General features: G+C 43.0%; 14 protein-coding genes. 4 read left to right on the top strand and 10 right to left on the bottom strand.

The window, feature by feature from the left end:
• Positions 1-177: 177 nt before the first annotated feature.
• Complete coding sequence (locus AYW75_RS08875; protein ID WP_082856455.1) at positions 178-1,896, top strand: sensor domain-containing diguanylate cyclase; 1,719 nt, start codon at positions 178-180, stop codon at positions 1,894-1,896.
• Between the two features lie 82 nt (positions 1,897-1,978).
• Here the strand turns inward: AYW75_RS08875 and AYW75_RS08870 are convergent, their stop codons facing one another.
• The 4 genes from AYW75_RS08870 to AYW75_RS08855 form a co-directional block, all read right to left on the bottom strand.
• The gene (locus tag AYW75_RS08870; protein ID WP_067098397.1) at positions 1,979-2,329 is read right to left on the bottom strand and encodes a hypothetical protein; all 351 of its coding nucleotides are present in this window, start codon (positions 2,327-2,329) and stop codon (positions 1,979-1,981) included.
• Positions 2,330-2,551: 222 nt separating this feature from the next.
• Complete coding sequence (locus AYW75_RS08865; protein WP_156490831.1) at positions 2,552-2,824, bottom strand: hypothetical protein; 273 nt, start codon at positions 2,822-2,824, stop codon at positions 2,552-2,554.
• A 77-nt stretch (positions 2,825-2,901) separates the two neighbouring features.
• On the bottom strand, positions 2,902-3,186 hold the full coding sequence (locus AYW75_RS08860; protein WP_067098391.1) for a hypothetical protein: 285 nt from the start codon (positions 3,184-3,186) through the stop codon (positions 2,902-2,904).
• A 471-nt stretch (positions 3,187-3,657) separates the two neighbouring features.
• Positions 3,658-4,602 carry a hypothetical protein gene (locus AYW75_RS08855; RefSeq protein WP_067098866.1) on the bottom strand — a complete coding sequence of 315 codons (945 nt, stop codon included), beginning with the start codon at positions 4,600-4,602 and terminating at the stop codon, positions 3,658-3,660.
• Positions 4,603-4,728: 126 nt separating this feature from the next.
• Here AYW75_RS08855 and AYW75_RS08850 point away from each other — a divergent pair, with 126 nt between their 5' ends.
• Positions 4,729-5,193, top strand: a complete 465-nt coding sequence (locus AYW75_RS08850; RefSeq protein ID WP_067098388.1) for an Lrp/AsnC family transcriptional regulator — start codon at positions 4,729-4,731, stop codon at positions 5,191-5,193.
• 85 nt (positions 5,194-5,278) lie between these two features.
• Here AYW75_RS08850 and AYW75_RS08845 read toward each other — a convergent pair whose 3' ends face one another.
• Both AYW75_RS08845 and AYW75_RS08840 read right to left on the bottom strand, forming a co-directional pair.
• Entirely contained in the window at positions 5,279-5,548 is a 270-nt protein-coding gene (locus AYW75_RS08845; protein ID WP_067098385.1) for a hypothetical protein, read from the bottom strand.
• 451 nt (positions 5,549-5,999) lie between these two features.
• On the bottom strand, positions 6,000-6,245 hold the full coding sequence (locus AYW75_RS08840) for a hypothetical protein (RefSeq protein WP_067098382.1): 246 nt from the start codon (positions 6,243-6,245) through the stop codon (positions 6,000-6,002).
• 350 nt (positions 6,246-6,595) lie between these two features.
• Here AYW75_RS08840 and AYW75_RS08835 point away from each other — a divergent pair, with 350 nt between their 5' ends.
• Positions 6,596-8,773: an EAL domain-containing protein gene (locus AYW75_RS08835; protein WP_197478923.1), complete on the top strand. Its 2,178-nt coding sequence runs from the start codon at positions 6,596-6,598 to the stop codon at positions 8,771-8,773.
• Positions 8,774-8,802: 29 nt separating this feature from the next.
• Here AYW75_RS08835 and AYW75_RS08830 read toward each other — a convergent pair whose 3' ends face one another.
• Positions 8,803-9,498: an META domain-containing protein gene (locus AYW75_RS08830; RefSeq protein WP_067098377.1), complete on the bottom strand. Its 696-nt coding sequence runs from the start codon at positions 9,496-9,498 to the stop codon at positions 8,803-8,805.
• A 235-nt stretch (positions 9,499-9,733) separates the two neighbouring features.
• Between AYW75_RS08830 and codA the strand changes: the two genes are divergently transcribed.
• Positions 9,734-10,978, top strand: a complete 1,245-nt coding sequence (codA, locus tag AYW75_RS08825; RefSeq protein WP_067098374.1) for a cytosine deaminase — start codon at positions 9,734-9,736, stop codon at positions 10,976-10,978.
• A gap of 221 nt (positions 10,979-11,199) precedes the next feature.
• On the opposite strand, the gene AYW75_RS08820 is transcribed toward codA, so the two are convergent.
• From AYW75_RS08820 to AYW75_RS08810, 3 genes are all read right to left on the bottom strand, one after another.
• Entirely contained in the window at positions 11,200-11,553 is a 354-nt protein-coding gene (locus tag AYW75_RS08820; RefSeq protein WP_067098372.1) for a hypothetical protein, read from the bottom strand.
• 132 nt (positions 11,554-11,685) lie between these two features.
• The gene (locus tag AYW75_RS08815; RefSeq protein ID WP_082856454.1) at positions 11,686-12,306 is read right to left on the bottom strand and encodes a GIY-YIG nuclease family protein; all 621 of its coding nucleotides are present in this window, start codon (positions 12,304-12,306) and stop codon (positions 11,686-11,688) included.
• A 35-nt stretch (positions 12,307-12,341) separates the two neighbouring features.
• Positions 12,342-12,959, bottom strand: a complete 618-nt coding sequence (locus AYW75_RS08810; RefSeq protein WP_067098369.1) for a transglutaminase-like domain-containing protein — start codon at positions 12,957-12,959, stop codon at positions 12,342-12,344.
• Positions 12,960-12,976 lie beyond the last annotated feature (17 nt).

Below are 12,976 nucleotides of genomic sequence, written 5' to 3'. Positions count from 1 at the left end.
AAAAGGATGATTAGCGCTATAGCAGGATAACGGGCACACAAAAACGGTACTGAAAGCCAATAAAAATCGCTTATATTCAATTCAAAGGCGTTTAATTCGATCCCAACTATCTTACGCTTATAAATTAAGGTAATAATAAACCTTCAAAGAAACGTCTTATGCCCAAAGGTGACATACGTGAGTCATGCTTCCCAAAACGAAGCTCGTCCCAGCATCCAACCCCCTAACCACCCAGCTTTACATTGGTTCAATAGCTTTCGCAATCGCATTGCTGTGTTATTCGGCTGCTTGTTACTTATGCTAGGCATCATTGTCGTGACCTACATTTATCAAGCCTCATCTAGCCGACTAACCAATGCCAGTGGTAAATCTTTGGCGATCATCGCTCAATCGGTTGCCAATACGCTGGCATTAACGTTGAAAGAGCGAGAAAGGGAAATAATTTTATTGAGCAAACGACCTTTGTTCGCGACTGAGCGCAATCAAGAAAAAATGCAAGCAGCGTTGGATCGCACAAAAGATTCTTATCAGCATTATGCTTGGATTGGATTTGCTAATGCCGACGGCAAGGTTATGGTCGCTGGTAAAAAGATGCTACAAGGTGCGGATGTCAGCCAACGGCCTTGGTTCGTTTTAGGCAGTCAGGGGCCTTTCGTCGGTGATGTGCACGAAGCGCTTTTATTGGCCAGTATGATTGAGCCAATGGACGATGGCTCCTTGCCCCGCTTTGTTGACTTTGCCGCACCTGTCTATGGTGAAAACGGAACATTTGAAGGCGTCATTGCAGCACACTCTAACTGGGACTGGGTACGAGGTGTTTTGAACTCAGCGTTACCTAATGAACATGATAACATCGAAATATTTATCGTCGATAAACATAAAGAAGTGTTGTATCCCAATGCGCTTACCCATTCAACAGAAGTACCTAACAACATCCCCGCTCCAGGTGAATTTCAATACAACGAATGGAATGACGGAAAACGCTACTTAACCACATTGGCATTGGTCAACTCTTCAATATCAACCGATCTGGGATGGAAGATTATCGTGCGTCAACCTAGCGATGTAGCACTGTCTACTGTGTACAACATGAGAGTAGTGATATTGCTGATCAGCATTGCGGCAACCTTGATTGGCGTCTTTATCGCCTATCAGCTGGCAGGAGCATTAAGCCGCCCGATTGAACGCCTAGCCGCGACCGCCCTTAGGATTAAAAATGGTGATCGAAAAATGTCGTTTACGGAAACAGACAGCCATCTCAAAGAAGTCATTAGTTTAAGTAACTCGCTACAAGGAATGATGACATCTCTACTGGATCGAGAACAGTCACTGGTTGAAATGAACGCCAATTTGGAAGCCAAGGTACAAAAGCGAACTAACGCACTCGAACAGGTAAACAAAGAGCTGGCTGAACTGGCGCTAAGAGATCCGCTCACGCAGTGTTTCAATCGATTAGCACTAGAAGAAGCCATGTCACAAATCTTTGCGCAAGCAGCCGATGACGGTGACGCCTATTCCGTTATCATGATCGACATTGACCACTTCAAAGCGGTAAACGACACCTATGGCCATCAGGCAGGTGACGAAGCCTTGAAAAAATTGGTTGAGCTAATGCATGACAATACACGAGACGGCGATTTTGTGGCACGCTACGGCGGTGAAGAATTTACCATTTTACTGCCCAAGACTGACACCAAAACAGCTGCAGAACGAGCCGAGCAAATTCGAAAAATTGTTGAGCAAACCGAGATTGAAGAAATTGGGCACATTACCATTAGTTTAGGTGTTGCCACATATCAACAAAGTGATGAACGCGCAGAGATCATCTTAGATCGATCTGATGAAGCATTGTATCAGTCTAAAGAGAACGGTCGAAATCAAGTGTCGGTAAACTAAAAACAATGTAACGGCTTAGTTACGTATGCGTATCAGGACAAGAGAAAGGCAAATGTTGCCAGCCTTTCTCTTTTTTGTTCTGCTAGCGAATCCAAGATCCTATTACTTTAACGTCATCTTCGATACTCTTCAGATACAACATCACTAAAAAGTCACCTTCTACTTTTGTGCTCCATTGCTTCCACAGCACCAAAACGTGATCCATTTGCTTCAAAACCCCCATGAACTCGCGCTCTTGCGTAAGTGAGCTAAACATCTTGCTGTATTGCCATTGATGCTCAACTCCTGCTCTTGCCTGCTCAGTGATCGACTCAACAAGCATATGTTGGGAGTAAATCTCCCAATCTCTGCTATTCGCACCTTTCACCATATCGTCCCAAATTTTCTCAGCGATGATTCGAATATCATCATCTGATTGCTCTAAAATATCCATTAACTGCTCCCCATTCGGCAAAAGTAATCAATTACGACACAGCCATTTAAATAGCCGCTCTACACCAGAGATTTCAATAATTGGCCAATAGAACACAATGATAGGTCGATTGGAAAGCACCAATATGAATGAGATAAAATAACAAAGCCCCGATCAGGAATGCCTGTCGGGGCTTTTGTTGCTCAATAGCTTTTAAGTAGTTGACCTACTCTGCTAAGCTTACTAGTTAGCGTTACGAACAATGTCGAACTGGCCTTGAAGATCATCAATTTTCTCTTCGTAAGCATCAAGCTTCTGTGACAACGTCGCTGGAGAGTTAAATTCAACGTTTGGGTTTGACTCTACTCCCATGGTTTCCAACTGCTCTGAAATAGCTTGAGCGTGTGCTTGGGCATCTAAGTAGTTATCAAGCAAATTATTTTCGTCGCCTGAAGCAAATGATGCAGAAGCGGATAATGTTAAGGCAGCGATAAGTGCTGGAGTCTTGAAGTTCATAATGATCACCATATAAATCGAAAAATGTGTCTGGCAGAAACGCTCTAAATACAATGCTTGCGTTACTAAACTAAAAATTAGTTAGCGAGAGTCGCTGAAGATGTGTGCGCATCAAACTTAGATTGAAGTGAATCGATTTTATTTTCATAAGCGTCAAGCTTCTGAGACAACGTCGCTGGAGAGTTAAATTCAACGTTTGGATTTGACTCTACTCCCATGGTTTCCAACTGTTCTGAGATAGCTTGAGCATGTGCTTGAGCATCTAGATAGTTATCAAGCAAGTTATTTTCGTCGCCTGAAGCAAACGATGCAGAAGCAGTTAATGTAAGGGCTGCAATAAGTGCTGGAGTTTTAAAGTTCATAATAGTCACCTTTCCATTTAGACTAATCAATTTATGTTCAGTCAATTGTTTGTTTGGCAGCTGGTATTGATTACTGTCCGCTGCGTTTCGATAAGATGAATATTAGACTTCTTGAAAAATAAAAAAAGAGTTCAAAGAAGCGTTCCAAAATACTTGCTATAAGCTATACAACACGTCTTATTTAGGGATAAAAGCATCAATCATGCATGAGCAGTGCAATACGTTCTTTATGCCTCACAATTAGCAAACATTATTCACAAGAACAACGCCAAAACTATTTGAAAACACAGTCTATTCAGAAAATTCGCAAGAAATTCTTAAGATTGCGTCCATAATCCATACTTAATAAAAAACGAATCAAAAATAAACAGATGAGCACTTACATAATTGAAATCGAATTAATAGGTTGAGATTGATCGATTAATTCGATCAATCTCAACCTCACGCTATTATTGCTTAGTTGGGAGGTCATTAATTAACAGCATCTAGTCGCTTTGCCACGAAAGATACCCTTGCCAAAATAGCAATAACGATCAATGCAAATGCCAAACGCGCCCACAACACACCAGATAAATCAGCACCAAGCAGCAAAACCAAAGTAGTGTCTTCAATAACACTGTGACACAAGCTTAAAAAACCAATAGTTAAGAAAATATCACGTTTACTTAACCGTCCTGATTCTGCCTCTTTAATTAACAACCCCGCCCCGAATGTGAGTCCAAGCACTGTTCCAATCACAGCAACGTTAGCAGCGTCTTTACCAATACCCAGCATCCTTAGTACGGGATACAACACAGCATGCATCAATCGCTCTACTCCCAAAACTCGCAATAACTTAAGTAATGTCATCAACGCAAGAATAATTACGTAGATCCAAGCAAACGTTTCGATCTGATTAAGACACCAACCGATAAAACTAGGATCGGTACTGACTGGCGGTTGCCATAACAGCTCGCTCGGCTGCTGCAGTAAATCAAAGTGGCTATAAAACTGATGCAATATAAAGCCAAGCACTAACGCCCCACCGAAACGCAGTGCAAGCGTCGCTCGCCAGCCGACACCCATTCGTTTTGCCACCGCACCTTCAACTGGCAGAGAGTGTCCTAGCAGTGCTAATACGCCTAAGACCGTTACTTGCGCCACGCTTAGACTTTCCGAGATGCCTAAATTGAAAAACACCAGCATGCCAGCATAGATATTGGTAAGCATAAATGTCGCCCACACAATACCCACTTCATCAGGCAATCCTACCAATTGCATAAGCGGCGATAACAGATGGCCGAGTAGAGTCACACCACCTAACATATCTAACACTTTGACGACCAACAGTGCAGGCACCATCACTTTCAGCAATGTCCAGTACACTCGACCCGACTCTTTAATTAAGTAGCCACTTTCTCGAAACACAATATTCATACCTGCCATCTCAACCCTGTTACTGTGCGGCTATTGTAAGCGACATCAAAGAAATTATTTCTCTTTAATAGTCCAGAACATGCTGATAAATTCGTTTTAATCGCACTAAACAAAATTTTATGAATCATGCCAGAACTTGACAACATTGATCGCAACATACTGCGCCAACTACAAGTAGACAGCCGTCTGACAAATGTTCAATTAGCTGAAGTGATTGGGCTGTCACCGCCTGCTTGCTTAAAACGTGTGAAGCGCTTAACTGAGGACGGCTACATTGCTAGGCAAGTCACACTGCTTGAACCAAGCAAGCTTGGACCCATGTTACACATGGTAGTGGAAGTTTTTATGGAACGAGATCACAAACATCTATTTCAAGCATTTGTACAGCGTGTGCAAAATACACCGGAAGTAAAACAATGCTATCAAGTCACAGGGGAAGTCGACTTTGTCTTAATCGTGATGACCAGCGATATGGTGGCCTATGAATCGTTGTGTGATCGGCTACTTTACAGCGATCCCAATGTGCGTAAATTTCGTACGTTAATTTCAATGAAACGAGATAAATTTGAAACCGCAATCGATATTCCATAAAACAACAAAACCCCGACAAGCAACGCTTATCAGGGTTTTATAGATCGGGGTTAAAGGGGGATCCCGATGGAGGTGTTGCTTTAAATTATTGAGCAGCGCGAGCTGACTCAAACTGACCTTGAAGATCAGAAATTTTGTCATGGTAAGCTTCAACTTTTTGCGACAATGTCACTGGTGAGTTGAAGTCAATCGTTGCGTTCGCGTCTACACCCATAGTGTCAAGTTGAGCTGAAAGAGCTTTAGCGTGCGCTTGAGCATCTAAATAGTCATCTTGTAAGTTATTGTCGCTTGCTGCAAAAGAAGCAGTAGCTGAAAGAGTAAGAGCTGCGATAAGTGCTGAAGTCTTGAAGTTCATAATATTCACCTTTAAGTTGTTAAGCTGCGAACTTGGTAAGAAGTCCGCTGCGTTTCGATAGGATTAATACTAGCCTTCTCTGAAAATAAAAAAAGAGTTCAGCAGCGCGTTCCAAAATGCTTCCTATAATAATAAAAAACAACCATATTTGATGATTAAAGCACCAATAGAGCATGCAGCAATAAAACAGTGACCTATTCATGAAAAATTGCATTGAATGGTCAAAAACATCTCTCGATATTATTAAAATATACCGACCCAATCACTTAACTGTGCACACAGCCTTTAAAAAATGAACCTCAATTGGTCCTTATAAAATAGGCATACGGCGTTTGGAGCGCCGCACTTACATAATTGAAATCGAATAAATAGATAAAGAATCATCAAAGAATTCGATGATTCTTTATCTTAGGGATAAAAAAGAGGAAGGGATAACTGTCATTATCATAGATTAATGCTTTCTCGGCCCCTGTCGAACCATGTCTTTGCCATTATCAAACACATCTTGTGTCACCCACCGCCCCATCAATAGCTGATGGTTGTCATCCAAAACTGCAACAAAAGGGCGCCCATCTGAGTTATTTGTAGCTAATGCAATACCAGCAACATTATTAAGGCCCAAACCACCGTTCTCAACTGAGATTAAAAAGGCTTCTAATTCGTCTAACGTCTCAATCACTTTGTCATCATGAATCATTGTCTACTACCTAGTTGCTTGAAACAGTTAAGGATATCAGCTCTTAGCCAAAGGCTAAACAGACGGTTACAAAGAACCGATAGCATCATCATGAGCAATCACTTATCCATACATAACGTCACTTTAACTTACAATCCGCAAGACTCTTTACCTGATAAACTTTACTATTACGTTATTAATAGATTACTAGACAACTAAATTTGCTCTGTAAAAAATGCTTTATGTCGTGAACTGGTAATGTTTCGAGCGCTTACAATACCTCACTTACAAGAAGCGCCAATCATTTGAATCTAGAGATTGACTCAGTGCCTCTAATTGACCGAATTAAAAAAATTTCACTCTGTTCGAATATGAATAGCCTCGACAGGTTTGCAAGGGCAATTCTCGGTGCTTTACTTATTTCATTCAGTCCAATTGGGATCAATGCATCAGGAAATGATGTCATTGGATGGTTTTTTGCCATTTTTGGTATCGCAAATATCTTCTCTGCTATCACAAGCTGGTGTTTTATGTACTCACTGGTGGGTCTAACCAGCTTATCTTCCAAAGAGGAGGACAGTGACGATCAAAGCTTTGAACTCGATTTTAAGTCAATCAGGAAAAAGGCACTTGTCGGATTTGGAACGGTCTCCATATTAATCAGTGCATTTTTTATTGGTGAAAGCTACGAATCAGGCAAAGCAACAGTCCAAGGCATGGAGCTACAACAATTACACCATCATACGGCATTGATAATTAATGAAATTGAAAAAAGATTAAACCAAGAAGACCTTCAAGTAATAGACCTAGTAAATACATTGAGTACGATCACTCAAGAGCACTTTATTAACGATACAAAGATGTTTATCGCAATCGAACAAGCAAACAACAATTGGGTATTCGACGCAAAAAATATCGACCAAGCCTCTCAACAGAACATATTAGAGGCACTTAAAAGCCATATCAGTAACGAACCGGATCATTTAATGTCGCCAAACATTGAGCATGATTTTTTTCACAGCATTGATAGCGTAGAAGACTACTATTACGCCATAAATGATAAGCAATATGCCATTACTCATCATAACTTTTTAGCACAAAAAACTTCGCCAATCCAAATTTATGTCGGTGAATTAAGCCTTAGCTCTGCCCACCTGATCGACAGCATTATTTCTCGTATGCTGATTTCATCTGTTGTTGTCATTTGGATAGCCCTATGGGGAGCCGTTGCTGTGGCATTCTTTATTTGGAAGCATGTGGAAGGGTCCAACCGTCGGGCGATAAAAGCCGCCAACACGGACTCGCAAACAGGCTTATTAAATGAGCGTGCACTAAGAGAGATATTCTCAAACGACCTAACGATTCAGCCCAGTAGAGAATACACAGTTTATGCGGCGAAGTTCCGAAATTTATCTCAAATACTTGCAACCAATAGCTCCATTATACTTACACAAGTATTACAACGGCTCGCAACAAGATTAAAACAAGAGGTGGATCCTGAGTGTATTTTAGGGCGCCTGAATGACAGCACCTTTGTCATTATTACACCCGTTGCCAAAGCAAACTGCGTTAACCGCTTCAAACAACTCATCAATGAAACTCAGCACTTAGATAACTTTCAATTTTCTCTGGAGCCCACCGAAGTAGAATTAAGCTACCCAACAGACGTCAGTGATTTTGAAAACCTCATTTCATCTGTTTCTACATTAATCTATCATGCCAATCAGCAACGCTTACCTTATTTGCGCTACCAGCAACACTTAATTCAAAACAGCCAAAAAGTGTCGCAATACTCAGCCGCATTAAAAACGGCCATTGAAGAAAAGCAGTTCGAACTGTTCCTACAGCCCAAAGTAGACATGCGCACAGGTGATATTGTCGGTGCTGAAGCGCTGATTCGCTGGAACCACCCTGAAGACGGACTGCTTTCCCCCTATCACTTTCTAGACTTAGTTGAGCAAAGCAATATACGCTCGTCATTTGCTTTATTCGTGGTGAACGAGGTATGCCGTATGGCACTTGCATTACAGTCAGCAGGCTATCAACTACCATTGTCATTGAACTTAAACGGCTATGACGTGTTTGACCCTAATGTTATTACGACCTTAGAAAAGGTTTCCAAAGAGCTGCTGGTCCAGAAGCACTTAATGCTGGAAATCGAGTTAACGGAATCCGAAACCGCACTTGACGTTGACCACATCGCAACGCAGTTGGATTATATCTCTAATCTAGGGTTCGCGATTGCACTCGACGACTTTGGCACTGGTATGAGTTCATTCTCTTACTCTCATGCATTGCCTATTAACACGATAAAAATCGACCGTTCATTTGTTTTGAATATCAATGACTCCGATCAATCACACATCCCCATCAAAGCGATTTTGTTCTTAGCAGAAAACTACGGCTACAGCGTTGTCGTTGAAGGCGTGGAAACTCAACAACAGGTCAATATCTTAATTGAATTGGGCTGTACTGTTTGCCAAGGATACTTCTACTCTAAACCCATCACTTTCGATGAGTTTGTTACATGTTTACCCGACCTTCATTAAGCAGTCATAGTTATCTACTTGAATCAAGATTAAGACGCGCGGCGGCATTGCCAGGTTTGATCACCAGATGCCAAGGTCGCTTCAGAGCCTTTGTTCCAAAAATTAACGTGACCTTTACTGTATTTCGCTCCCGATGCGTTTTTAACTCGCGGTAATATTAACGTCTGCTCTGCTAACAACAACTCAACGGTATCAGGGCCTACAAAACGCACGCCCAAATTGGCGATGCTATTAGCCTTTCGACAGCTATACTCAGTGACCTGATCTATTGCCGCATCTTGCTTTGACGCAGTCGGAGCCATCTCAATCATCTTTAATCTCTGGGTACCGCTCGCATCCTCAGCCACTAGCCACGTATCAGACAAACGACGAATCGTGACCGTCTCTTTAAGCGCACTCAAAAAGCGTTGTTCTTGCTTCATCAACGCCGGAGCACACGCCATACGTGTTGACACCGCCTGACCCACTTTTAAAGCATTCCCCTGCTCACTCAAGTTTGCTGAGTAGCGATTACAGCTTGTCGAACCACTGATACGCCCCTGTTCTGAGAACAACACCGTGACATGAGAATTGTCTATGATGCCTCCCTGATCAATGCTTTCGACTTGCCACTGACCAGACAGCTGCGCCAACGACTTATCGTCATATTCAGATGACACCTGATGTGAAGAACACCCTGCTACCGTCAGAGCGACCAATGCTCCACCAAACCAATAATGCTTCATAATGCCTCCTGCTCATTTTGTCTGTTCACTACGCTAATGAAATACATCGACCATGAACAGCATCACTGCACCGAATCCCACCATTCTGCAAAAACCTTACATCTCACATGCAAATAGAAAGATCTAGATTGGCGGGTTGCGTCTGCATAGGTACGTAATAAGAAAGCACTAACGATTCTCAAATTTCATAAAACGTGCAACTATAAAACTATTAACTCAATCCAAGGAAGCGGTTATGAAAATCATCAACGCTCGGCTACGTCATCAAAAAACACTCTTTACCCTTGAATGTGAGCACGGCGTGTTCAAAGCGATCACACCTCAAACTTCCGTTATTTCTGAGCCCTGCGACCTCGATGCGCAAAAAAAACTGGTCTGCACACCGTTTATCGAACCGCATATCCATCTAGACGCGGTGCTCACCGCTGGCGAACCGCGCTGGAATAAAAGCGGCACGCTGTTTGAAGGCATCGAATGCTGGGCCGAGCGCAAGCAGCAACTCACTCAAGCCGATGTGCAAAGCCGAGTGCTCAAAGCCGCCGAGCTGTTGATTAGCCACGGGGTTCAGCATGTGCGTACGCACATTGATGTCACCGACCCTGAGCTGACCGCTCTAAAAGCCATCGTGCCACTAAAAGCGCAGCTCGCGCCTTATCTTGATTTGCAGATCGTCGCATTCCCTCAAGAAGGCATCTTGTCTTACCCCAATGGCAAAGCCTTAATGGAACAAGCCCTTGAGCTGGGCGCTGACGTGATTGGCGGCATACCGCATTTTGAATTCACCCGCGAATACGGCGTTGAGTCCATGCGCTGGGTGATTGAGCTGGCGCAGAAGCATAATAAACTGGTGGACGTACACTGCGATGAAATCGACGACGAGCAGTCGCGCTTTTTAGAAGTCCTCGCCACCGCCGCGCTGGAAAGCGGTCTAGGGGATCGCGTCACCGCCAGCCATACCGTCGCGATGCACTCTTATAACAACGCCTACTGCTCCAAACTGTTTCGTTTGTTGAAGCTCTCCGGCATTAACTTTGTTTCCTGCCCAACCGAAAACATTCACCTACAAGGCCGCTTCGACACCTTCCCTAAACGCCGTGGCATCACTCGCGTCAAAGAACTGCGCGATGCCGGCATCAACGTCGCCCTCGCCCAAGACTCCATCCAAGACCCTTGGTACAGCCTTGGCAACGGCAAACTGCTGCGCCAAGTCGACTTCGCCCTGCACGCCTGCCATATGATGGGCTACGACGACTTCACCCAAGCGCTCGACTTCATCACCGACAACAGCGCCAAAGTGCTGCACATCAGCGACCAATACGGCATTGACGTTGGCAAACCCGCCAACTTCATCGTACTCAACGGCGCCGACGACGTCGAAGTCATCCGCGAACAAGCCGACGTGCTTTACTCGGTACGTGGGGGCAAGGTGATTGTTGAACGCCAACCAGCGGTATTAAAGACAAGCGTGGAATTGAGGTGAAGTTTTAGATCCAAGCCCCATCGGTGAGAGATGGGGTATTGGGGTGGGGATTTGGAGTGTTGGGAGAGATAGTGGTTTGTAATAGTATAACGCCAGCTTAAACCGCAGACAACGCAACATGAAACCTGCCGCATTACACCCTAAACACTAAATTCACCGCAAACCAAAAATGCCACGCGCGAGTTGGCTGTCGGTTTGAAGCTTTTGTTATGTGCTGGATTTTAGTCTATCAAAAAACCAACTTCTTTAATTTGTTGATCTATTTCTTTGATGAAATAACGGGCTAAGAAATCGCCCGGCACTTGACTACTAGTTTGCCTCCAGACTATTTCAGCAACTTCACCGTTACGCAGTACTCCTAGAATTTCACGATCTTGGTTTAAAGATGTAAACAACGCATGTTCTTCCCAAGCCTTAAGAACTGTAGCTTTATTCTTAGGGTCAAGTGCCTCTTCCTTTGTTTGATAAGCACAAAAAGAAGCCCAGTCTTGTCGATTGGAAGCATTAACAACAGCATCAATCATGGGTGTAACGATTGCAACAATCTCTGCATCCGATTTAAGTGTAATTGACATAATAAAAACCTCATAACTTGATGATTGCAAATCACATAACGCCGCCAGCAACTGTCGGTGTAAATTGGCTGATTTCTTGCGTCTTTTTGCAAAAAAGAAGACAGTTTACGGAGGTCAGATTGACTGGCTTTGTTAAGTGTTTTCATCTGAATATACTGACTCATAAATATCTTTTAAAAGCTTGCCTTCGTATGTCCAATGTGGCGAAGGCTGAACGGAATAATCTATACCCATCACTTCTCGGGTGGCTGCCGTAAGAGTCATTTCTTGACCAGAATAGTTCACTTTCTTGTCACTCGTGACCTCTACAGCAGTCGTTCCGTCTTTGTAGGTAAGCGTAGAACCAATAGGAATTTCCATTTCTCCAAAATTCATATTTGGTCTTTTCTGTAGCCTTTTTCCAGAATCCTTCTCTGCTTGGCTCACATTACTATTTAGATCTCGACGTACGTCCGGGGTTACATCTCTCTGGTCGAGAAGCTTTAAAATTGCAATGGCTTGCTCGGCTTCTATTTTAAAAAATTCTCGATTTGGGTTCACACGACTCGGCCCGAATGCTATGTGTAAGGCTGCTTCAACTTTGGAACAATCATCAACTTCAATCGCATATACACACTCAAATGGAACAGGAACACCGGTGGTGTATAGCTGGTTCATTCGTAAGGAAACATCTGCTTGTGTAGTTTTACCAATTTTTAGAATTCCTGGCATAGCTGAATTCGATAAAACATAAACTATTTCTTTTGATTCCAAGGTGATTTCCTATATTCGTGGTGACACTTAACGCTTCAATCAGCCGACGCGTTAGCGGTCGGCTGGATTGACTTGTTAGCAGCGACCAGCTTGATATCTGGCAAATTATTAGCAACGTCTTGAACCGTTTTATATTGTTTTAGCACTTGAATCACTATGGGTAATGGTTCTTCCCATATTTCCAGTAAATCTGCTTCGCCTTGCGTAGCTATAGGAAACGCCAACTTTTCAATTGGAGGACAGAACTCCGCTGAAACTCCTTGTTTGTTGCCCCTAGCATCTAAGCGATACCAACCAAACTGCTTGAGATAAACAGCATTTAGACCATGCAGGCAAAATGGGGGAACATCAGTAATGGTTAAGCGTTGATAGCACAACCCTGCGGGAATATTGTTTGCCCGTAGAAGTGCTGCTAGCAAGTGACTTTTTGCATAGCAATATCCCGTTCCATGATTGAGTACATCTGACGCTTTGTATGTAACGGGATTTAGCTTGTAATCCCAGCTATGTTTAATTTCATCTCGGACAAACTCAAAGCACTTTCGGGTAGTCTCCTCTGATGAAGTGGAGCCTTCAGCTAGGATTTTTGCTTGTGTCAATATAGCTGGATTTTCCCAATCTATATACTCAGTAGCTTCTAGATATTTATTCATATACTCAAATCTTTAGT

Origin of the sequence: Marinomonas atlantica (assembly GCF_001639725.1) — a bacterium.
GTDB classification, from domain to species: domain Bacteria; phylum Pseudomonadota; class Gammaproteobacteria; order Pseudomonadales; family Marinomonadaceae; genus Marinomonas; species Marinomonas atlantica.
The sequence above is the reverse complement of the archived record's forward strand: the minus strand, read 5'-3'. Positions and strand labels throughout refer to the sequence as shown.

Excerpts from the sequence above, each read along its gene's own strand:
- AYW75_RS08810 (WP_067098369.1), bottom strand. The coding sequence starts at position 12,959 with ATGAATAAATATCTAGAAGCTACTGAGTATATAGATTGGGAAAATCCA.
- AYW75_RS08830 (WP_067098377.1), bottom strand. The coding sequence starts at position 9,498 with ATGAAGCATTATTGGTTTGGTGGAGCATTGGTCGCTCTGACGGTAGCA.
- AYW75_RS08860 (WP_067098391.1), bottom strand. The coding sequence starts at position 3,186 with ATGAACTTTAAAACTCCAGCACTTATTGCAGCCCTTACATTAACTGCT.
- codA (WP_067098374.1), top strand. The coding sequence starts at position 9,734 with ATGAAAATCATCAACGCTCGGCTACGTCATCAAAAAACACTCTTTACC.
- AYW75_RS08865 (WP_156490831.1), bottom strand. The coding sequence starts at position 2,824 with ATGAACTTCAAGACTCCAGCACTTATCGCTGCCTTAACATTATCCGCT.
- AYW75_RS08835 (WP_197478923.1), top strand. The coding sequence starts at position 6,596 with ATGAATAGCCTCGACAGGTTTGCAAGGGCAATTCTCGGTGCTTTACTT.
- AYW75_RS08870 (WP_067098397.1), bottom strand. The coding sequence starts at position 2,329 with ATGGATATTTTAGAGCAATCAGATGATGATATTCGAATCATCGCTGAG.
- AYW75_RS08845 (WP_067098385.1), bottom strand. The coding sequence starts at position 5,548 with ATGAACTTCAAGACTTCAGCACTTATCGCAGCTCTTACTCTTTCAGCT.
- AYW75_RS08850 (WP_067098388.1), top strand. The coding sequence starts at position 4,729 with ATGCCAGAACTTGACAACATTGATCGCAACATACTGCGCCAACTACAA.
- AYW75_RS08820 (WP_067098372.1), bottom strand. The coding sequence starts at position 11,553 with ATGTCAATTACACTTAAATCGGATGCAGAGATTGTTGCAATCGTTACA.
- AYW75_RS08855 (WP_067098866.1), bottom strand. The coding sequence starts at position 4,602 with ATGAATATTGTGTTTCGAGAAAGTGGCTACTTAATTAAAGAGTCGGGT.
- AYW75_RS08840 (WP_067098382.1), bottom strand. The coding sequence starts at position 6,245 with ATGATTCATGATGACAAAGTGATTGAGACGTTAGACGAATTAGAAGCC.